The sequence below is a fragment of the Streptomyces sp. 4N124 genome (genome assembly GCF_052245395.1).
In the GTDB taxonomy this organism is placed as follows: domain Bacteria; phylum Actinomycetota; class Actinomycetes; order Streptomycetales; family Streptomycetaceae; genus Streptomyces.
Map to the genome: position 1 here is coordinate 58,574 of NZ_JBQQBS010000004.1, position 20,072 is coordinate 78,645.

14 protein-coding genes are annotated in these 20,072 nt (G+C 71.4%); 8 read left to right on the forward strand and 6 right to left on the reverse strand.

Annotated elements, in window-relative coordinates:
* The first annotated feature begins 363 nt into the window (after positions 1-363).
* Positions 364-1,383 carry a LacI family DNA-binding transcriptional regulator gene (locus tag ACTWQO_RS05450; protein WP_443236056.1) on the forward strand — a complete coding sequence of 340 codons (1,020 nt, stop codon included), beginning with the start codon at positions 364-366 and terminating at the stop codon, positions 1,381-1,383.
* Here the strand turns inward: ACTWQO_RS05450 and ACTWQO_RS05455 are convergent, their stop codons facing one another.
* A complete protein-coding gene (locus ACTWQO_RS05455) occupies positions 1,384-5,307 on the reverse strand; it encodes a glycosyl hydrolase (protein WP_443236057.1) in 3,924 nt (1,307 codons plus the stop codon).
* 207 nt (positions 5,308-5,514) lie between these two features.
* Between ACTWQO_RS05455 and ACTWQO_RS05460 the strand changes: the two genes are divergently transcribed.
* Positions 5,515-6,795 (forward strand): MFS transporter, encoded by a 1,281-nt coding sequence (locus tag ACTWQO_RS05460; RefSeq protein ID WP_443236058.1) that lies wholly within the window; start codon positions 5,515-5,517, stop codon positions 6,793-6,795.
* A gap of 40 nt (positions 6,796-6,835) precedes the next feature.
* On the forward strand, positions 6,836-8,320 hold the full coding sequence (locus ACTWQO_RS05465; RefSeq protein ID WP_443236059.1) for an arabinose isomerase: 1,485 nt from the start codon (positions 6,836-6,838) through the stop codon (positions 8,318-8,320).
* Positions 8,321-8,353: 33 nt separating this feature from the next.
* Here ACTWQO_RS05465 and ACTWQO_RS05470 read toward each other — a convergent pair whose 3' ends face one another.
* The 5 genes from ACTWQO_RS05470 to ACTWQO_RS05490 form a co-directional block, all read right to left on the reverse strand.
* Positions 8,354-9,553, reverse strand: a complete 1,200-nt coding sequence (locus tag ACTWQO_RS05470; RefSeq protein WP_443236060.1) for an ABC transporter substrate-binding protein — start codon at positions 9,551-9,553, stop codon at positions 8,354-8,356.
* 38 nt (positions 9,554-9,591) lie between these two features.
* Entirely contained in the window at positions 9,592-12,129 is a 2,538-nt protein-coding gene (locus ACTWQO_RS05475; RefSeq protein WP_443236061.1) for an ATP-binding cassette domain-containing protein, read from the reverse strand.
* Between the two features lie 12 nt (positions 12,130-12,141).
* Complete coding sequence (locus ACTWQO_RS05480; protein ID WP_443236062.1) at positions 12,142-13,011, reverse strand: branched-chain amino acid ABC transporter permease; 870 nt, start codon at positions 13,009-13,011, stop codon at positions 12,142-12,144.
* Positions 13,012-13,175: 164 nt separating this feature from the next.
* Positions 13,176-14,534 carry an FAD-dependent oxidoreductase gene (locus ACTWQO_RS05485; protein WP_443236063.1) on the reverse strand — a complete coding sequence of 453 codons (1,359 nt, stop codon included), beginning with the start codon at positions 14,532-14,534 and terminating at the stop codon, positions 13,176-13,178.
* Positions 14,535-14,614: 80 nt separating this feature from the next.
* Entirely contained in the window at positions 14,615-15,679 is a 1,065-nt protein-coding gene (locus ACTWQO_RS05490; protein ID WP_443236064.1) for an alcohol dehydrogenase catalytic domain-containing protein, read from the reverse strand.
* 62 nt (positions 15,680-15,741) lie between these two features.
* Between ACTWQO_RS05490 and ACTWQO_RS05495 the strand changes: the two genes are divergently transcribed.
* The 5 genes from ACTWQO_RS05495 (at position 15,742) to ACTWQO_RS05515 (ending at position 20,066) form a co-directional block, all read left to right on the forward strand.
* Entirely contained in the window at positions 15,742-16,536 is a 795-nt protein-coding gene (locus tag ACTWQO_RS05495; protein WP_443236065.1) for an SDR family NAD(P)-dependent oxidoreductase, read from the forward strand.
* Positions 16,537-16,546: 10 nt separating this feature from the next.
* Positions 16,547-17,698 (forward strand): acyl-CoA dehydrogenase family protein, encoded by a 1,152-nt coding sequence (locus ACTWQO_RS05500; RefSeq protein WP_443236066.1) that lies wholly within the window; start codon positions 16,547-16,549, stop codon positions 17,696-17,698.
* A gap of 84 nt (positions 17,699-17,782) precedes the next feature.
* On the forward strand, positions 17,783-18,571 hold the full coding sequence (locus ACTWQO_RS05505; RefSeq protein ID WP_443236067.1) for an enoyl-CoA hydratase/isomerase family protein: 789 nt from the start codon (positions 17,783-17,785) through the stop codon (positions 18,569-18,571).
* On the forward strand, positions 18,568-18,921 hold the full coding sequence (locus ACTWQO_RS05510) for a Zn-ribbon domain-containing OB-fold protein (RefSeq protein ID WP_443236068.1): 354 nt from the start codon (positions 18,568-18,570) through the stop codon (positions 18,919-18,921). The genes ACTWQO_RS05505 and ACTWQO_RS05510 overlap by 4 nt, the downstream gene beginning before the upstream one ends.
* A complete protein-coding gene (locus tag ACTWQO_RS05515; protein WP_443236069.1) occupies positions 18,918-20,066 on the forward strand; it encodes a thiolase family protein in 1,149 nt (382 codons plus the stop codon). The genes ACTWQO_RS05510 and ACTWQO_RS05515 overlap by 4 nt, the downstream gene beginning before the upstream one ends.
* Positions 20,067-20,072: the final 6 nt, after the last annotated feature.

Sequence of the window (20,072 nt, forward strand, 5' to 3'; positions counted from 1 at the left end):
CGGTACGAGAAGGGCGAGTTGAGCAGAAGAGCGCGTCGGGCACTCAGCCCACGGCGGCGGGCGCCTCCGCCAGCGGGAAGTGGCAGGCCGCGCTGCCGCCCGCGCCCACCGCCGGCCACCGGCGAGGGCGCCGCCGACAGGAGCGCCGCCGTGTAGGGATGGCGCACCGGCCCGGTCTCCACGACTGTGCCCGCATACATCACGGCGACGCGGTCCCCGTGCGCGGCGGCGAGTCCGAGGTGATGCTGGGCGCCGCCGGGAACGAACCCGTGCGGAAAATCGTTTTATGCGCAGCCGCGCTATACTTGCGTCGCCCATGAGGACCACTGTCGTGCCTGGTCGCACGGCTCCCAGAGCGAGGGGGTGGACGCCATTTCGGCACGCCCCGCCCGTATTCAGGAGGTCGCCGCCGCGGCGGGTGTCTCGGTCTCCACGGTGTCGAACGTCCTCAACCGGCCCGAGCGGGTCAACGCGCAGACCGCCGAACGCGTCCGCAGCGCGATCGCGGCGCTCGACTACATCCCCCACCCCGGCGCCTCCGGCCTGCGCACCGGGCACTCGTCCTCGATCGGGCTGGTCCTGCCCGACGTGGCCAACTCCTTCTACGCGCGCATCGCACGGGGCGCCGCCGACGCGGCATACGACCACGGCTATGCGCTCGTGCTCTGTCACAGCGGGGACGCGCCGGAGCGGGAACAGGGCTACTTCACCATGCTCGTCGAACAGCGTGCCGTCGGTGTCGTGGTCGTTCCGCTCAGCGCCGATCCGGGACGGCTCACCCGGCTGCGCGATCGTGGCATCCCCCTGGTCCTGGCCGACCGCGCGATGCCGGAGCGCGAAGGCTGCTCCGCCTCCGTCGACGACATCGCCGGCGGGCGCATCGCCGTGCAGCACCTCCTGGACCGCGGGGCGCGGGACATCCTCGTAGTCAACGGAGAGCGCGGGATCCGCCAGTGCGCCGACCGCTACCAGGGCGCCCGGCAGGCGGTGCGCAGCCGGCGGGAGGCCCGCTGCGACCAGGTCGTGGCCCAGGAGATGACGGTGGCGTACGGCATGAAGATCGCGGACCAGCTCGCCGAACTGCCCGACGGGGTCTTCTGCACCAACGACTTCCTCGCCGCGGGACTGTGCCGCGGACTGACCGACCGGGGCGTGCGCATTCCCGAGGACGTACAGGTGGTCGGCTACGGCGACCTCGACATCGCGAGCTTCGGGGCGACGACCCTCACGACGGTCCGGCAGCCGGTCGAGGAACTCGGCCGGGCGGCCGTCGAGATGCTGCTCGACGAGATCGAGGCCCGCACGGAACACGTCCACGAAACCCGGGTGTTCGCGCCCGGCCTCGTCGTACGGGACTCCACGCTGCCGCCGGCCGACCTCTGATCACGAGCCCGGAATCCGCAACGTCACCGGCCCCAGCAGACCCGACGAGAGCTGGGACGGGAAGGCCCAGGCGGTCGGTGTCGCCTCGGCGAGATACGGCGCCAGGGTGTTGTGCACGGTCACCTCGATCCGCACGGTGCGCCCCGCGGCGCCGGGTAGCGCGAAGCGGTACGGCCCGCAGAACGCCTCGCCGACCATCTCCCCGTCCAGCGCCACCTCGACGCTGCCCCGCACCCTTCCCAGATCCAGTACCGAGTCCGGCCCCGGCGGCACATCGAGCGCCCGCGAGTAGGCCACGCCCCCGCTCCAACTGCCCAGCCCCCGCGCGCTCCAGTTCCCCAGAGCCAGCGGCGCCGGCACCGTACGCACCCGTGCCGGCCCGCGCCACGCGGCGCCCCCGCGCAGGAAGGCCGTGGGCCCGGTGACGACCTCCAGCTCCGTCGGTTCCCCCAACGGCCGCTCCAGCGTGAGCACTTGGCCGTCGAGCGGGCGCTCCACGCCGTTACCGACCCGCACCCGCGCGGGAATCTCCAGCGGCAGATCGATCGAGACCGAGCCCGCGGGCACGGTGAAGCGGAAGCGTTGCGCTGAGGAATGCACGTCGTCGGTGGACCGTACGGGGAGCATGCGGCTGCCGAGCACCGGCGGGCCGCTGAGCCACTCGGTGTCCGGCAAGGGGTGCGGCCGCACGGCGGCGTGGCAGTGCTGCAACTCGCCGCGTCTGACGGTGTCTTCGACGGTACGTCCGTGCCAGGCGCCCGACTCCGCCTCCCAACCGGCGCCACTGACCAGTGCCGTCGACCGCGCCACCAGGTCGACGAACACCGCCTCCCGGTCGCCGTCGGTCACCACATCGAGCACGTGCTCGCCCGCCCCGAGAGCCACCTCGTGGCGGAAGAACATCGGCACCGCGCCCCAGTCCGCCTCGTAGTACTCCACCTTCTCCTGCCGCGCCACGACAGCGCCGTCGAGCAGCACGGTGACCGCCGCCGCGGCACCCACGACGAGCACCGCCCGCGCTCCGTCGCGGGGCAGGCGCAGCCGTGCGCGGTACGTCACCGGGCCGCTGTCCGGCCCCACCCCCTCGGGCAGCCGCATGAACCGCGGCCGCGCCGCGGATCCGTCCGGCTCGGACAGGCAGAAGTAACTGCCCAGCGGTGTATTGGCGGCGGCCGAGATCGTCGACGGCCGGCCCTGGGCGTCGGCCAGTTCGTACTCGAGCACATGGCGAGCGCGGGCCACCGTCACCGGCGCGGAGGCCAGATACCCGCAGCCCGTGTCCAGCAACTCGCCGTCCCACCACACGCGCTTGACCGCCTCCGCGGCGACGTGCAGCTCGGCAGGTCCCCGGTGATCGGTTTCCACGATCGCCCGGACTCGGGCGACTGTTCCGCCGCCGGGCACGGGGACGCGTACGAACTCCTCGTCCACCAGACCCTTGGTGCCGAGCAGCCCTCCCGGCTCCGGGATCCCACGGCTCGATGAGTACACCGCCACGTCCCACCCCGGCGCGAGGGGCAACTCCCCGTCCAGAACCCGCTCGACGGACTCGGCGTCGAGCGGCTCGGGGGCGTCGGCGGCGGGAACCGGCGGCAGGACGCGGACCCGGTTGCCGTAAGTGACGCGCGTCCGCTGCCACACCGCGTCCGGCGCCTCTGTCTCCGTCCACGCCATGTCCCAGATCTGCGGCTCGGCCACGGACGACCCCGCGGGCAGCGCCAGATCGCCCCACCGGTTGTCGATGGTGGGGATCAGGCGGCCCTGCCAGCCGGTCGAGATATCGATGATCGTCTCGTCCGGCTCTGGAGGTACGGCCGCGCGGCTCGTCGGTGCGCCTTCGCGCCATACGACGAGCACGGCCGGGGCGCCGTCCAGGCGTACTTCGATGGTCGACACGCCGTCCTCGGAGACGGTGAGGCGTGCCGGGCTCCGGGTGCCGGTCGCCGGGTTCCAGACCTCGGCCTCGGCGACCGGGGCGCGCACGGTGAGGGACGAGGTGCGGGAGTAGCGCGCGGGATCGGTGGTGCAGTTCCGGGCGCCCCGTTCACGTACGCAGGCGTCGGGGAAGGCCCCCGTCACCAGGGCGACCGCCGCGTTCCCCTTCCTCCTGACGAGCAGCGGCACTTCGCCGGTGACGTGTCCGGCCGAGTCGGCCACCGCCGCCGCGCCCGCCTCGGCGTCGCGCACCCGCTCCAGCCGCGGATGGGACACCAGCGCCGCTACGACGGAGTCGTCACCGGCCACGCCCGCGGCCGCCGCCGGAGGCCGCCCCACGACCACGACCCGCCCGCCGGCATCGAGCAGTTCGGTCAGCCGACGCGCCGTCTCCTCCTCCAGGACGCTCGCAGAGGGCAACAGCACCGCGCTGTACGCGAGATCCCTGATCCGCAGGGCGCCGTCGGCGGCCTTGGCGCGCTGAAGGGAATCGTCGTCGATGACGTCGAACGAGACCCTGCGGATATCCAGCGCGCCTGCGCGGGGGCGCCGCCAGTCGTTGGTGCCGCACAGGTCCAGGTAGTGCCGCTGTGTCTCGTCGGCGTCGGCATGCGGGGCGCCGAGTCGGCCGTCGCCGAAGTGGTGGACGGGGGCGTCCAGGGGGAGGAGGGACTGCATGGTGGCGGTGGGGTGCAGGACCGCCACGTCGGCCTCGTAGCTTCCCCAGGACATGATCGAGCAGATCCGGGCCACGGCCCGGGAAAAGGCCGGGTACTGCCTCCAGTACGGCTGTCGCCAGTCGGTGGCGGGCGGTGCCCACTCGAACCAGCCACCCGCGGTGCCGAAGTAACTGGCGTGCGGGTTGTAGAGGTTGGCACCGCTGCGCAGGAACGGCAGCAGCCAGTCGTAGGTGTCCTCCAGGGTGCCGCCCCAGCCGGAGGAGTGGAACGCCTCGATCCAGACGCGCTCGTGGCCGTAGAGGTGAGCCATCGAGGAGTGGACCTTGGCATCGCCGTGGTGGTCGCTGCCCGCGGCGCTGTACCAGCGGTGGGTACGGAAGTAGTCCGTGTAGAGCTGCGTCGACTGGGCCGGGTAGCCCGCGCGGGCCGGGTTGCTCTGGTCGCAGCCCAGGAGCATGCCGCGCTCGCGGTGCCAGTCGGCGAGCGGGCGGAACAGGGCCTCTTCGGTGAGCTCCGCGCGGACCGCGTAGTAGTCGGCGCGGACCTTCGCCGCCCGGTCCGTGGTGCGGGTTCCGAAAAGGGCCGGCAGGTGGTCGAGCAGGTCGTAGCCGCGCCGCACGCGGAACTCGTCCGGGAAACGGCGGCTCCAGGCGTTGGTGCCCGGTAGTTCGTCCTGGAAGCTGCCCGCGATGACGTTGCCCAGGTACTCCGGCACACGGCGGTCGTACTCGTGATGGATGGCGTCCATCAACGCGCCGACGGCGTCCCGGCCCAGGTAGTCGAACGCCGTGGGCACCGCGGTGACCAGCTGTACCTGGGTGCCGTCCGCGACCGCGACCGGATCGGGCAGGCGTCGGCCGTCGGCGTCGTAGGCGCCCACCAGGGTCTCGCCGTCCCGGAGGGCGAGCGCGCCCCGGTGCACGGCCGCCGTGCGGGTGCGCAGGGCCAGGCCCGCGGCCTCGGGCTGCCGTCGGGTGACACCGCCCTGGACGTTGGCGCCGGAGAACCCGATCTGGTCGTAGAACCACAGGCGCATGCCGAGTTCGGCGGCGATCTCGCAGGCGTCGGTGAAGCGGGCCCACCACTCCTCGCCGAACCACGCCGGCTCATCGGCGCGGGCGCCGAAACTCGGCCCCGTCGGCGCCAGGTTGATCACCACGAGGTTGTGGACGCCACCGTCCGCGAACGCCCGCATCTGCCATGCCAGGCGGTCACGGGTGACCTCGGCGCCCGACCACCACCACAAGGGGGTGGGGCCGAAGTCGCGGGGCGGGTCCTCGAACAGCTGCTGAAGTTCTGGGGAGAGCACGGATGCGGTCCTTCCCCTAAAAACGTTTTTAGATGGCGAACACCGTAGGGGACATGGAAGGTTCGCGCCATGGTCGAGGGAGCGCCGGACACGGTCGGCGACTTGCCATGGATATCTGCGCGGCATCTTGTTGGAACGTTTTTCGCGCCCTATATTCTCTGCGATCCGGCCCGGAACCGCGATGTCACGAGACGACGGAGTCGCATCATGGCCGAAGAACCCGTCCCCAAGCACCTGTGGAAGGCCGCGGCCCTGTCGGGCATGGCTTCCTACCTCGACGCCGGACTGATCGTCAGCATCTCCGTGAACCTGGCCATCTACCGCGACAGTTACGACATGGGCGTGTGGATGGCCGGCGCGATCAGCGCGATCGTCACCATCTGCATCGCCGTCGGATCCCTGGTCGGCGGACGGCTCGCCGATCTGTTCGGGCGTCGCCGTGTCTACAACTGGGACATCTTCTGCTTCGCGGTGGGCGCGCTCGTCATCACGCTGGCACCCGACGACATCGTCCTCCTGATCGGGGTGCTCATCGCGGGCCTTGCGGCGGGCGCCGACCTGCCGACGTCCCTGGCCGTGGTCTCGGACGCCGCCCCCGCCCGGGCCCGCGGACGTCTCGTGGCCTTCACCCAGGTCATGTGGATGCTGGGCATCACCGTGGCCATCTTCCTCGGCTTCGTCCTGTCCACGACGGGCATGACCGGAGCCCGGATCATCACCGGCCAACTGGCCCTCGCCGCACTGGTCACCTGGCACCTCCGCTCCCGGCTGAAGCTGTCGCCCGAGCAGGTCGCCGAGGAGGATCAGGCCGCCGCACAGCAGACGGAGGACGCGGCCGGCCCGTCCGGCATCGCGTTGAAGAACGTGTGGACGCGTGCCGCGCTGCTGCCGATGGCCGCGACCTTCGTCTTCTACGTCACCTGGGGTCTCGGAGCCAACACCTTCGGCCAGTTCGGCACCTATCTGCTGGTCACCGTCAGTGACGCGTCACAGAGCCTGGCCACCGGGATCAATCTGGCCTTCATCCCGATCGGGGTCCTGCTGACCATCGCCTTCGTACGCGTCGCCGACAGCCCTTGGCGCGACCGGCTGTTCTATGTGGCCGCCGCCGTGCAGGTCCTCGCCTTCGTGATCGCGTCCCTGACCGCCGGTGCCCTGGTCGGCATGCTCGTCTTCTTCGTCCTCTACCAGCTCTCCAACCCCTTCGCCGGCGAGGCCAATTACAAGGTCTGGTCGCAGCTCACCCTGCCCGCGGACACTCGCGGCACCACCCAGGGCCTCACCTACGCCCTGTCGCGCGGGGTCTTCGCGGTCGCCGCGTTCTTCACCCCTGCCCTGGTCGACTACAGCCCGGCCGTCCTGCTCTGGTCCATCACCGCCTGCATGGCGCTGGCCGCCTTCGCCGGCGCCTACATCGTCCGTGTCCTCGTCCCGCGTTCGCCCAGCGCCGCCCGCACCCACAAGGACCTGCGGATCGCCAGCGCCTGAGCCGAGGCCCACCCGTCGGCGTCACAAAGGAGCACCATCCATGGCTACGACCGCCCCCACGACGGCAACGACCACGGGCCGCACCGCCGAACAGGCCGCCCATCTGCGCGAGTTGCTTCCCCCGGCGGCCCGGCGCCGCACCCGGATCGGGCTCGTGGCCGGCGGGCTCGGCACATACTGGCCGCAGTTCCCCGGACTCCTGCCGCAGCTGCGGGAGTCGGCGCGTTACGTCGCCGACCGCTTCCGGCGGATGGACGCGGAGGTGACCGACGTCGGGTTCATCTCCGACGCCCAGGAAGGAGCGGCGGCGGCCGAGAAACTGCGCCGCGCGGACTGCGACCTGATCGTGCTGTTCCTGACGACGTATCTGACCTCGTCGATGGTGCTGCCGATCGCCCAGCGCTCGCACGCCCCCGTCCTGGTCATCGACCTCCAGCCGACCGAGCGGATGGACCACGCGTCCTTCGACACCGGTGCCTGGCTGGCCTACTGCGGACAGTGCCCGGTGCCCGAGGTCGGCAATGTCTTCCGTCGTGCCGGCATCCCGTTCCGGTCGGTCTCGGGGTGGTTGCGCCAGGAGAACGCCTGGCGGCGCATCGAGCAGTGGATCCGGGCCGCCCACGTCCGGGCGGCCCTGCGGCACGCCCGGCACGGCCTCATGGGGCATCTCTATCCGGGGATGCTCGATGTGTCGACCGATCCCACGCTGCTGTCCACGACGTTCGGCTCGCACACGGAAGTGCTGGAGTTCGACGACCTGCGGCACCGGGTGGAGCAGGTGACCGAGGCGGAGACCCGTGAACGCATGGCGCTCGCACGGCAGGTCTTCACCCTTGACGACAGCGTGGTGGACGAGGACTTCGCCTGGGGAGCGACCGTCTCGGTCGCCCTCGACCGGCTCGTGGACGACTTCGGCCTCGACACGCTCGCCTACTACCATCGCGGCCTCGGCGGGGAACTCCACGAGCGGCTCGGCGCGGGCATGATCCTCGGCGCCTCCTTGCTGACCGCCCGGGGCGTCCCCGCGGCCGGCGAGTACGAACTGCGCACCAGCGTCGCGCAGTTCGCCTCCCAGAGCATCGGCTCAGGGGGCTCGTTCACCGAGATCCAGGCTCTGAACTTCGAGGACGGCGTGGTGGAGATGGGCCACGACGGGCCCGGCCACCTCGCGGTCAGCGCCCGCGACCCGCTGCTGCGCGGGCTCGGCGTCTACCACGGCAAGCGCGGCTGGGGCGTGAGTGTGGAGTTCGACGTCCAGCCCGGTCCCGTCACCCTCCTCGGCCTCGGCCAGGACGCCGACGGCAGCCTGTCCTTCGTCACCTCCGAGGGCACCGTCGTCCCGGGACCGCTCCTGGAGATCGGCAACACCACCAGCCGCGTCGACTTCGGCCGGGACCCCGGCGAGTGGGTCGACGCGTGGAGCGCCACGGGCGTCGGCCATCACTGGTCCCTGTCGGTCGGTCATCACGCGGCGGACTTCAGGGCCGCGGCGAGTCTGCTGGGGATCGATCACCGGGGGGTGTGACGGAGGGTCGGTGCGCCCCGGTGATCGATCAGCTCAGTCCCGGGCCGGCGGAGTGTAGAAGTCGCCGACAGACGTCCAGACGCCGTTCTTCACCGCCACTCGCTGCACGCTGCGCGTGCCCAGATGGTTGCCGGCGCTGAAGTTCATGACCGGCGACACCCCCGGGTCCACCTTGGCCGCCTTCTCGTAGGCCGCGGTGAGGGACTGGGAGGTGACGGGCCCCTTGACGGTCTTCGCGATCTCGGCGAACACCTTCGCGTTGCTCCAGCCCCACAGGGCGAGGAAACCGGCGGCCTGATCCGGCTCGTACTTGGCCATCGCCGTCCGGAACTCCTTCACCGCGGGGTCCGGGTCCGAGGGCGCCTTCACCAGCTGTACGGCCTTGAGGCCCTCGGCGGCGTCCTTGGCCAGGGAGACCGTCGACTCGGCGGCCACGGGTGCGTAGGCGTAGGTGGGCAGGGAGAGTCCCTGGAGCTTGGCCTCCTTGAGGAAGGCGGCCGCCTCGGGGGAGGTGAGGATCAGGATCACCGCCTGGGGGCCGGCCGCCTTCACCTTGCTGATGACCGGGGTGTAGTCGGTGGTCTGGTACTTGACTGTAAGCCGGTCGACCTTGACCGAGGGATCCACCTTCTTCGCGACGGGCTCCACCTGTTCGGCCACGTTCACGAACGCGGCCGGGTCACTGTGCACGACCAGGACCTTCTTGGCACCGTCCTCCGTCGCCCAGGCGGCGATCGCCGCGGCCTGGTCCTCGTAGAGGGTCTGCGTGCCGAACAGGCCCGGGCGCGGCGGCTCGAACCAGGACTCGCTGCCGCCCACCTCGTTGAGGACCGGGACCTTGGACTGATTGAGGACGAACGGGAAGGCCGCCTCCGCCTGGGAGGTGCCGTTCGCGTTCACGATGGCCACGACCTTGTCCTGGCCGACGAGTTCACGTGCGATCTGGACGGTCTGCTGCGGGTCTGCCGCGTTGTCCTTGACGGTCCACCGGACCTTGCGGCCGTTGATGCCTCCAGACGCGTTGAGCATCTTGAAGTACGCGTCGGCGCCCGCCTTCTCGGGCACGCCGTACGCGGCCGTGGCGCCGGTGAGGGGAAGCCACGCGCCGATGTGGATCTCCGACGTGTCACCTCCGCCGGCTCCTGCGGAGTCCTGGCCGGCACATGCGTTGGCCGTCAGCGCGACCACGGCCAGGACGGCCGTCGTTCCCGCAGCTCGGCGGAACTTTCTCATTGTCCGGAACACGGTCCACCTCGTTCACAACGGGATTGTCAATTCACTGGGGAGGTCCGGGCGTCGGCCTTCGCCGCCGTGGCGGCCGCATCCAGGCCGCCGCTGAAGTACGCCGCTTCCGCCTGCTCCGCGAACTCCGGGTCGCCCGGACGCCCGTGGGCGGCGATGCCGCCCTCGTGCAGCACGACGACCTCGTGGCAGACGGACATGGCGCGGCTGAGCAGTTGTTCGAGCAGGACGACCGTCAGGCCGTCGTGGGCGAGCCGGGCCAGCCGGTCGTAGACCTCGTCGACCAGGGCGGGAGCGAGCCCGAGCGCCGGTTCGTCGACGATCAGGACGTCCGGCCGGACGATGAGGGCCCGGGCGATGGCGAGCATCTGCTGCTCGCCGCCGGACAGCCCGGCGGCGGAGGCGGACATCCGGTCGCGCAGCCGCGGCGGCAGCCACTCGACGGTCTCCTCCAGCCGTTCGCGCAGCGGCGCGCCGGTGATGCCCGCCGCATACGCCGCCACTTCGAGGTTCTCCCGCAGGGACAGCGTCTTGAACAGGGCCCGCCCCTCGGGCGCCAGGCTGGTGCGGACGGTTCCGTCCGTCTCCCTGTCGCCCCGGGCGGGCTTGAGTGAGCCGTGCAGGATGCCGCCCAGCGTGCTCTTGCCCGCTCCATTGGCCCCGGCGATGCCCAGCACGACCCCTTGGCGGACATCGAGGTCGACGTCGCGCACGGCAACCACGCCGCCGTAGGTATGGCCGATCCCGCGCAGGCGGATCATGCTCCGCTCGCCCACGTGCTCGGGCAGCGGGGTCCTGCCGTCGACCGTCCCCAGGTACGACGACCGCACCGCCGGATCCTGCAGGACGGTGTCCGGGGTGCCCTCGCCGATCGTGCGGCCGAAGTCGAAGGCGATCACCCGGTGGGCGACGGAGAAGAGGTCGTCGAGGACGTGGTCGATGACCACCACGGCGGTGCCCTCGGCGTGCAGCCTCCTGATGTGCTGTGCCAGCAGCGCCCGTTCGCCCGCGTCGAGGCCGCCGAACGGCTCGTCCAGGATCAGGAGTTTCGGTTCCTCGGCCATCGCGCGGGCCAGGTCGAGGCGCTTCTGGAGCCCGAACGGAAGCTCACCGGGGCGGCGGTCGGCCACGTCAGCGAGACCGACGGAGCGCAGCAGCCGCGCGACGGACTGCCGGTCACGCGCGGTGATCAGGCGACGGGTGCACAACACGTTCTCCGCGACAGTGAGTTCGGAGAACACCTCCGCGTGCTGGAAGGTGCGTCCGATGCCCAGCCGCCGCCGCGCGGTCGCCCTGGCCTTCAGGAGGGGCCGGCCGGCGAAGTCGGCGCTCCCGCTCACCCGGCCGTTCCCCGTCAGCCCCGACAGGGCGTTCAACAGGGTTGTCTTCCCTGCCCCGTTGGGCCCGATGACCGCCAGGATCTCGTTCTGCCGCAGGGACAGCGAGGCATCCTCCAAGGCTTTGAGTCCGCCGTACGACACCGATACGTGCTCCAGCCGCAGCAGGACGGGGTCGTCGCCCGCGGTCTCGGACGCGGCCCGGACCGGTGACAGCTCCGCCGACTCGTCGGCGGGCAACGGGACGTGTTCGTCCGGTCGCCGCAGCACGCGCCATACGACGCTCCGCGCGGGCTTGGCGAGGAACGGCACGACGCCCCCCGGCAGGAAGAGGAGCACCGCGATCAGTACGAGGCCCTGCACGACCGGCTGGGGCAGCCCGACAGCGGACGAGAGCGAGGGGTTCCAGGTCAGATAGACGCCGCCGGCCACGGCGCCGAGGATCGTGCCGACCCCGCCGAGCACACAGGCCGCGATCAGCGAGATGCCGAAGGTCAGCGAGAACGGGTCCGGGCTCACGAACCCGGTGAGCAGACCGAGCAGCACACCCGCGAAGGAGGTGCAGGCCGCGCTCACCGCGAAGGACAGGGACGACTGCGCCTCCGGCGCGATACCGATCGTACGGGCGGCCAGCGGGTGCGACTTGGCGGCCACCAGCCGCATCCGCAGCCCGGAGCCGGCGGCCGGTACGGCCAGCGCCAGTACGACGGCGGCGGCCCCGACGGCGAGGTACTGGGCGTCGGTGCCGCCACCGAGGAGAGTGCCCAGGCCGAGCGCGCTGCGCAGCTCGATCACCGGCACGCCCTGGTCGCCGCCGGTCACGCTGCTCCAGCGGTTGACCACTTCCAGGGTCACCGTCGTGAAGGCCAGCGTCAGCAGGGCGATGTAGAGCACCGAGAACCTGGCACCCGCATACCCGATGAAGGCGCCCAGGACGGCACCGGTGGCGACGGCACCGAGGACCACCGCTTCCAGGGGCCAGTCGTGGCCGCTGCCGTACGCGGTGAAGTAGGCGCCGATGGCGAAGAACGCGGGGTGGCCCACCGACCAGATGCCGGACCAGCCGGCCAGCAGGCCGACCGACAGCACGACGATGGTGTACACGGCCGCGAGCCCCACCGAGTACATCTGGTACGCGGGGATCGCGCCGGCGGCCATGAACGCCATGAGCACCGCGCCGGCGGCCGGGCCCAGCGCCGCCTTCGCCAGGAGGGAACGGTTGAAGACCATGGATACGACCCCTCAGACCCGTTGGAAGGTGCGGGTGCCGAACATGCCCTGCGGACGGATCAGCAGCACCAGCACGGTGAACGAGAACACGAACGTGTCCCGGAAACTGGCGGAGACGTAGTTCGCCGCCAGGTTGTCCAGGACACCGATGGTCAGCCCGCCAAGGACGGCGCCGTACATGCTGGTCAGGCCACCGAGGAAGATCCCGGCGAAGGCCCGGAACAGCGGTGCGACCAGCGCGGTGGGCACCAGCCCGGACCGTGGGGCGTACAGACAGGCGGCGAGCGCGGCGAGACCGAGGCCGAGCGCCCAGGAGATCCTGGCCAGGCGCTGCGCACTCAGCCCCAGCACCCGGGCGGTGTCCGCCGACTCGGCCGCGGCGCGCATCGCGGAGCCGAGCGTGGTGCGGGCGAACAGATAGCCCACCAGCGCCATCGCCACGGCCGCGACCGCGATCGTCACCAGGCTCTGCACCGGCACCGCGGCGCCCGACCAGCGCACCGTCCCGTCGACCAGGCTGGGGAAGGCCTTCGGCTGGTCGCCCCAGATCGATCCGGCCACGCTCTCCGCGATCAGGGACACGCCCATGGTCACGACGAGAGCGGAGAACAGCTGCCCCTGCCCCAGTGGCCGGATCACCGTCTCGCGTACCAGCATGCCCGCCGACACGGTGATCGCGACGGCGGCGAGGACGCCGAGCACCGTCGCCACACCGCGGTCGTGGAGCGAGACCGCCACGTACAGACCCAGCGTCGCGATCGACGCCATCGCGAAGTTCACGACGTCCGTGGCCCGATAAATGATCACGAGCCCGAGGCCGATGAGGCCGTACACGGCTCCGCTGGCCACCCCGCTGACCAGGACAAGCAGGAACTGACTCACAGCCCCTCCTCGGTGGAAGAGCGCGATCGCGCCACATGTGCGAGAAGCATGACCACCTCACGAACAGTTGAGTTAAAGTGAACTCAATTCAGTAAGCTAGGCACTCCGGAGCCGGGCGGGCAAGCCTCGTGCACCGGATTTCGTGCCGAGCGGCCGAACGGGGCTCAGCGCCCGACGGCCGCCGGGGTCTCGGTGAGCGCGGTCCGTGCCGCCGCAAGGCCGAACACCAGCGCGGGGGCGAGGCCGCCGGCGTAGGCGCGCCGGTACAGTCCGCCCGCGTCCGCACCGGCTGCGAGCAGGCCGGGTACCGGATGCCTGCCGCCGGAGTCCGCGGACAGCGCGTGCGCCCTCGCGTCGATCAGCAGACCCTCGAAGGTGAAGGTGATCGCCGGGGCCGCCTCGAGGACGTAGAACGGCGGTTCGTCGAGCGGCCGGCGGTCGAGCAGCCTGCCGGGCGTTGTCGCGCCGTTCGCGCGCATCGTGGCGTTGAACTGCGAGATGCGGTCACGGATGGTGGTACCCGGATAGCCCCACTCCTCGGGCATCGACGCGAAGTCCTCCAGACTGTCCGCCACCGCGCTGCGGGCGCCGGCCCGATGGCACAGCTGGAACTTGTTCACGCCGGGGATCCCCTCCACGTACGAGGCGCTGATCCACTCGCGGTGCACCCCCGCGTCGGCGACCAACAGGCCGCGGGCCTCCGGTCGTTCCAGCAGCGCCATGGCTGTCAGGTGGTCCCCGGCCGTCTCGTCGACGAAGCGCTCGCCCGTCGTGTCGAACAGCAGGGCGTGCTCGCTGTAGTAGAGCGCGAGGTCGACGAAGCGTGCGGGATCGGACAGGGAGACGCCCGCCGGCATCAGGTGCCCGTAGAACCCCGCGTCCTGCCTGCCGAACGCCGCGCCCGCGGCCCGCCCGAGTGCGAGGCCGTCGCCCCGGCTGTGCGGGTTGGCCCGCAGCCCGATGTCCTCGGCCTGGGGGTGGATGCGCTCGGCGCGCAGGCTCGGATCTCCTTGGAATCCGCCGGTCGCGAGCAGGGTCCAACCGGCTTCGATCCGGCGCCGGGATCCGTCCGGCAGGAGGCAGTCCGCCCCCTTGACCACGCCGTTCTCCGTCACCAGTGAGTGAGTCCGGGTGGCGGTCAGCACCTCCTGGCCCCGGTCGCGGAGCATCCGCTCGCACGCGTCGAGATAGTGGTTCGTGTCGACCTGGTGTCCGCGGCCGAAGCCGAGCACCGGCACCGGCGGTCGGCATTCCACGCCGAGCGACCGGATCCACGCCACGCCGTCGGCGAACCCGGCCACCAGAGCGGCCGCCAGCTCCGGGTCGCCGTCCGGGTTGACCCGGCGCATGTCCTCGACGGTCGGGGTCGTCCATACGAAACCGGCGAACCGGGCGGAGCCGCCGGTGCGTTCCGCCTTCTCCACCAGAACCACCGAGCCACCCTCGGCAGCGACCCGGGCGGCGGCCGAGAGACCGGCCATGCCGCCGCCTATCACCAGCAGATCCACTGTCTCCGCGTCCATGGCAACGACGCTAATTGAACTCACTTCTGTAGTCGAGAGGTGCGCTGGGGGTGGCTGGGTCGTGCGGTTTCGGCCGGATCTCAGGGAGCGAGAATCACGCGCCCTCGTACCCGGCCCGAGCGCAGCCTCTCGATCGCCTGCAGCGCGCTCGACAGTGCGAACCGTTCGACCTCCACTTTCAGGACCCCCTTGCGTGCCAGGGCAACGACCTCTGCCAGTTCGGGCAAGGTCCCCCAGAAGGGCAAGGAGATCCGGGCTCCAGCGGGAAGCGCGCCCGGTTTGCGCACCGTAAGCTCCCCGCCTCCGCTGCCCACCACGACCAGCTCCCCGCCGGCCCGCAGCAGGCCCGCCGCCAATCCCAGGCTGGACCGGCTGCCGACGAAGTCGAGTACGGCTGCCGCTCCGACGCCACCGGTCCGGCCCAGGAGAACCGCCCCGGTGTCGGGCCGCAGGAGCGTGCCGAAGTGCGCGCCGCACGCTTCGGCCAGGGAGAGCGCCTCCGCCCGCACGTCAACGGCCAAGATCTGCGCGGTTGTCGTGGCCCGCAGGATCTGGACGGCCACATGCCCGAGGCCGCCCACGCCGAACACGACCACGCTCGTGCCGTCGACGAGAGAAGGCCGCACCGCGGCCACGGAGTGATAGGCGGTGAGCCCGGCGTCCGACAGCGGCGCCGCCTGGACCGCGGGCAGGTCGCCCACCGGGACCAGCAGGCTGCCCGACGGCACGAGCATGAGGTCGGCCATCCCTCCGTCGCGCCCGAGCCCCGCTCCCGTACCGGTCAGGGCGGCATCAAGGTGTGCGCGCCGGTCGCAGTAGTTCTCCGCGCCCGCCGTGCACCGCGCGCAGTTCCCGCAGCCCCAGGGGCCGTAGACGACCACGCGCTCGCCGACCGCCGGTCCCACGGCCTGCGGGCCGCGCTCGGCCACCCGGCCCGCGACCTCGTGCCCGAGGGTGAAGGGAGTTCGGTACGGGAGATCGCCTGGCCGGGCGTCGATGACATGGAGATCCGAGCGGCACAGCCCCGCCGCCTCGACCTGGATCAGGACCTCTTCGCCCGTGGGACTGGGGCGTTCGGATTCGATGAGAACCGGTGGGCCGCCCCATCGGGTCAGCTGTACGGCTCGCGTCCCGCCTGTTGACATACCTGAGACAGTAACAAAAATGAAGTCAGTTCAGTAGCTGGGGCGAGGGATGGTGACCGGACATGGAGCACGAGCACTTCGGACGCTTCGACGGGCGGGTCGCCATCGTCACCGGCGCCGCATCCGGTATCGGCGCGGCGGTCGCGCGGCGACTTGCCGCGGAGGGTGCCGAGGTCTTCGTTGCGGACGTGGACGGCCCGGCGTCCGAGGCCGTGGCGAAGGGACTGGCGCGAGCGCGGCCGCTGACCGTCGACGTGGCCGCGCCCGCGGAGGTCGAGCGGGCCTTCGCCGAAGTCGTACGGCGGCACGGGCGGCTCGACGCGGTGGTGCACGCGGCCGGGGTCGACGACCCCACGGCCAAGGAATGGATCGCCGAAGCCCTGGTCGCGGACCGGCCACCGGAGGTGACAGGGCGGCTCGACGACACCGCCTGGGAGCGGGTCGTGCGGGTCAACCTGTCCGGCACCTTCCATGTGCTGCGCGCCGCCCTCCGGGTCATGGCACCGCGCCGGTCCGGAGCGGTCGTCACCATCGGTTCCTCGTCGGCCTTCGATGCTCCGGCCGGCTATCCGCACTACGCGGCATCGAAGGCCGGTGCGCACACGCTGAGCCAGTCGGTCGCCAAGGAGGCGATCGCGTTCGGCGTCCGCGTCAACACCGTGGCACCGGGGCCCACCGAGACCGGCATGGCCGCCAGGACGCCCGCGGCACTGCGCCGTGGCTTCGCCGATCCGCGGGTGCGCCCGTACGCCACACCGGAGGAGATCGCCGACATCGCCCTGTTCCTGGCGAGCGACGAGGCCGCGAACCTCGTCGGCGCGGTCCTCCTCGCCAACGGTGGACGCTTCACGGTCTAGGGAGGCTTGGATGTTCCGGCTCGATGCCGATCCGGCGCTGCTGCTGGACAGCGACGAACGGCGCCAACTGCGCCAGATCCTACGACAGTTGCTCAGCGAGACCTGCGGTCCCGAGGAGGTCCGCAAGCAGACGGAGGGCCCACGCGGTCACGACCGGGTGCTGTGGGATCGGCTCGCGGGCGAGATCGGGGTGCACGGGCTCGCCGTGCCCGAGGAGTACGGCGGCGCCGGCTGCGCCTTCACCGAACTCGCCGTGGCTCTGGAGGAGACGGGCCGCGCGCTGTGCCCGGCTCCGCTGCTGTCCACCGTCGTCCTCGCCGGACAGACCCTGCTCGGCAGCGGCGACCCGCGGGCCTGCGCACGCTGGCTGCCCCCACTCGCCTCCGGCGCGCTCACGGCCACGGTCGCCGGATTCCTGCACCCGGCCGATCTGACGGCCGAGCGCGGCCCCGACGGATGGGTGCTGCGCGGAGCGGCCGATTTCGTCCCCGACGCAGAGAGCGCCGATCTCCTGCTGGTCCGCGCCCGCACCCCGGACGGGGAGCGGCTGTTCGGCTGCGAGCCGGACGATGCGACCTGCGCCCGGACACCTCGCCGGGTCCTCGACCCCACGCGCCGTCAGGCACGCGTCCGCTTCCGAGGGGCGCCGGCCGAACCGGTCGGCGAGCCCGGACAGGCGCCGGGCATCGCCGACGCCGTCGTCGACGCGGGACGGGTGGCACTCGCGGCCGAGCATGTCGGCGGCAGCGCGCACGCCCTGGACGCCGTCCTCTCCTATGTGTCGCAGCGAACCCAGTTCGGTCGGGTCATCGGATCGTTCCAGGCCGTCAAGCACCGGCTTGCCGATCTGCTCGTCGAGATCGAGGGCGCCCGGTCGGCGTCGGCGTACGCGAGCGCCTGTGTCTCCTCGCGGACGGCCGAGGTGCCGGTGGCGGCGAGTGCGGCGGCGGTGGCCTGCACGGGGGCGTACCGGCTGGCCACTGCCGAATACGTCCAGTTCCACGGCGGGATCGGCTTCACCTGGGAGCACCCGGCCCATCTGTACCTACGCCGTGCGCGGGCCGACGAGGCCCTGTTCGGCACCGCCGACGACCACCGGCTGCGACTGGCCGGGCTGCTCGGTCTCGCCGGTCGTGAGGACGGGCCGGCCCGCGGCGCCTGAAGACAGCACGGCCCGACGGACCATTGACAGGGGCAACCACCGCCCTCAGAATCGTACTGAATTCAGTTCAGGTTGGAGGAGCTCATGGCAGTCGAAGACGAGATCCAGTTCGAGCGGGACGGTCATGTGGCGCGGGTCTGGCTGAACCGGCCGCACAAGAAGAACTGCGTGACGGTGCCCATCCTGGACCGGCTCGACGAGATCATCACCGAGGTCGACGAGGACCCCGAGCTGCGCGTGCTGGTCCTGCGCGGGCGCGGCAACACCTTCTGCTCCGGCTTCGACCTGGACAGCCTCCAGGCCGACTTCGTCGGACGGTCCAACGCCATCGACGTCGCCGTGAAGTCGGCGAAGGTCTGCGACCGGCTGTACTCGATGAAGACCCCGTCGATCGCCGTTCTCGAAGGCCACGTCACCGCGGGCGGCTTCGAGCTGATGATCTCCTGCGACTTCGCGATCGCCGCGGACGACGCCCTGATCGGCGACTTCCACATCCGCCGTGCGCTGTTCGGCGGAGCGGGCCCCATCTACCGCGTGCCGCGGATGATCGGTGTCCGCAAGACCAAGGAACTCATGCTCACCGGCAAACTGCTCACCGGCGTCGAGGCGGCGGAGTTCGGCCTCATCAATTCCTCGGCACCCGCGGACAAGCTGGACGCGACGGTCGAGGAGTTCGCCGAACAGCTCACCGACAAGAGCCCGTTCACGATGTGGATCACCAAGATGACCATCGACCGGAGCCTCGATGCCGACATCCAGTCCCTGATGGTCATGGAGCACCTCGCGGTCGGCGTGATGCTCAACTCCGAGGACGCGGCGGAGGGCGTGGCGGCGTTCCTGGAGAAGCGGGAGCCGCAGTGGAAGGGTCGTTGAGCGACGCGGGGCGACTGCGCGGCTCCCGGTGTGCCGACTGTGCGGTGGCTGTCTACCCGGCCGACCCCGCGTGCCCGCGCTGCGGGGGCCCGGCCGAGCCGATCGCCCTCTCGGCGACCGGCACGCTGTGGACGTGGACCGTCCAGCGGTACGCGCCCAAGTCGCCGCCGTACGCCGTGCCCGACACGGGGTTCGAACCCTTCGCCGTCGGATACGTCGAACTGCCCGAGGGGGTCAGGGTGCTGGCCGCGCTCGACGTCCCTCCCGAGCGGATCACGATCGGTATGCCGCTGCGGGTCACGGCGGGGGACGGCGTCCCCAGGGCCGCCGCTTCGGGAGTCGCCGTATGAGCGCCGATGAGGTGCTGGTCTGCGGCGCCGGGATCACCTCCTTCGCCCGTACGGAGGCGACCGGCAGGCAGCTCGCCGAGCGGGCCGTCCGCGCGGCCCTCGCCGACGCCGGACTGCCGTGGTCGCGCGTCCGGGCCGCGTACGGCGGCAGCGACGCGGCCGGGAACGCCGACACGCTGGTGGCCGAACTCGGCCTGACCGGAGTGCCGTTCGTCAACGTGCGCAATGGCTGCGCGACCGGTGGCAGTGCGCTGGTCTCGGCCGTGAACGCCATCCGCTCGGGCGCGGCGGACGTGGCCCTCGCCGTCGGCTTCGACAAGCACCCGCGGGGCGCCTTCGACCCACGGCCCGCCGACTGGGGGCTCGACGAGGTCTACGGCCGCGACGGGCTCATGGTGACCACCCAGTTCTTCGCCATGAAGATCCAGCGGTACATGCACGATCACGGCATCAGCGCCCGCACGCTCGCGCTGGTCGCACAGAAGGCGTACGGCAACGGGGTGCTCACTCCCCACGCCTGGCGCCGCAAACCGCTCGACGCGGACGAGATCCTGGCCTCCGGCATGGTCAACGACCCGCTGACCAGGTACATGTTCTGCTCACCCGGCCAGGGTGCGGTCGCCCTGATCCTGTGCAACCGGACGGTCGCGCGTGACCTGGGCGGCAGCCCGATCGCACTGCGGGCGGCCGTCGTACGGACCAGGAGGTTCGGTTCCTTCGAGGTGTTCAGCCCCTGGGCGCCGCCCGGCACGCCGACCAGTGTCAGCACCGACGCGGCACAACTGGCCTTCGAACAGGCGGGGTTGGGGCCGGACGACATCGACGTGTGCCAGCTCCAGGACACCGAGAGCGGCGCCGAGGTGATGCACCTGGCCGAGTGCGGGTTCTGCGAACACGGCGAGCAGGAGCGGCTGATCGCCTCCGGAGGCACCGGGATCGACGGAGCGCTGCCGGTCAACACCGACGGCGGGTGCATCGCCAACGGCGAGCCCATCGGCGCTTCCGGGCTGCGCCAAGTCCACGAGATCGTCCAGCAGTTGCGGGGGAGAGCGGGCGAACGGCAGGTGCCCGGCGGCCCGGCGGCCGGCTTCACCCAGGTGTACGGAGCACCGGGCGTCAGCGCCTGCACCGTACTGACTCGCTGAAGGGAG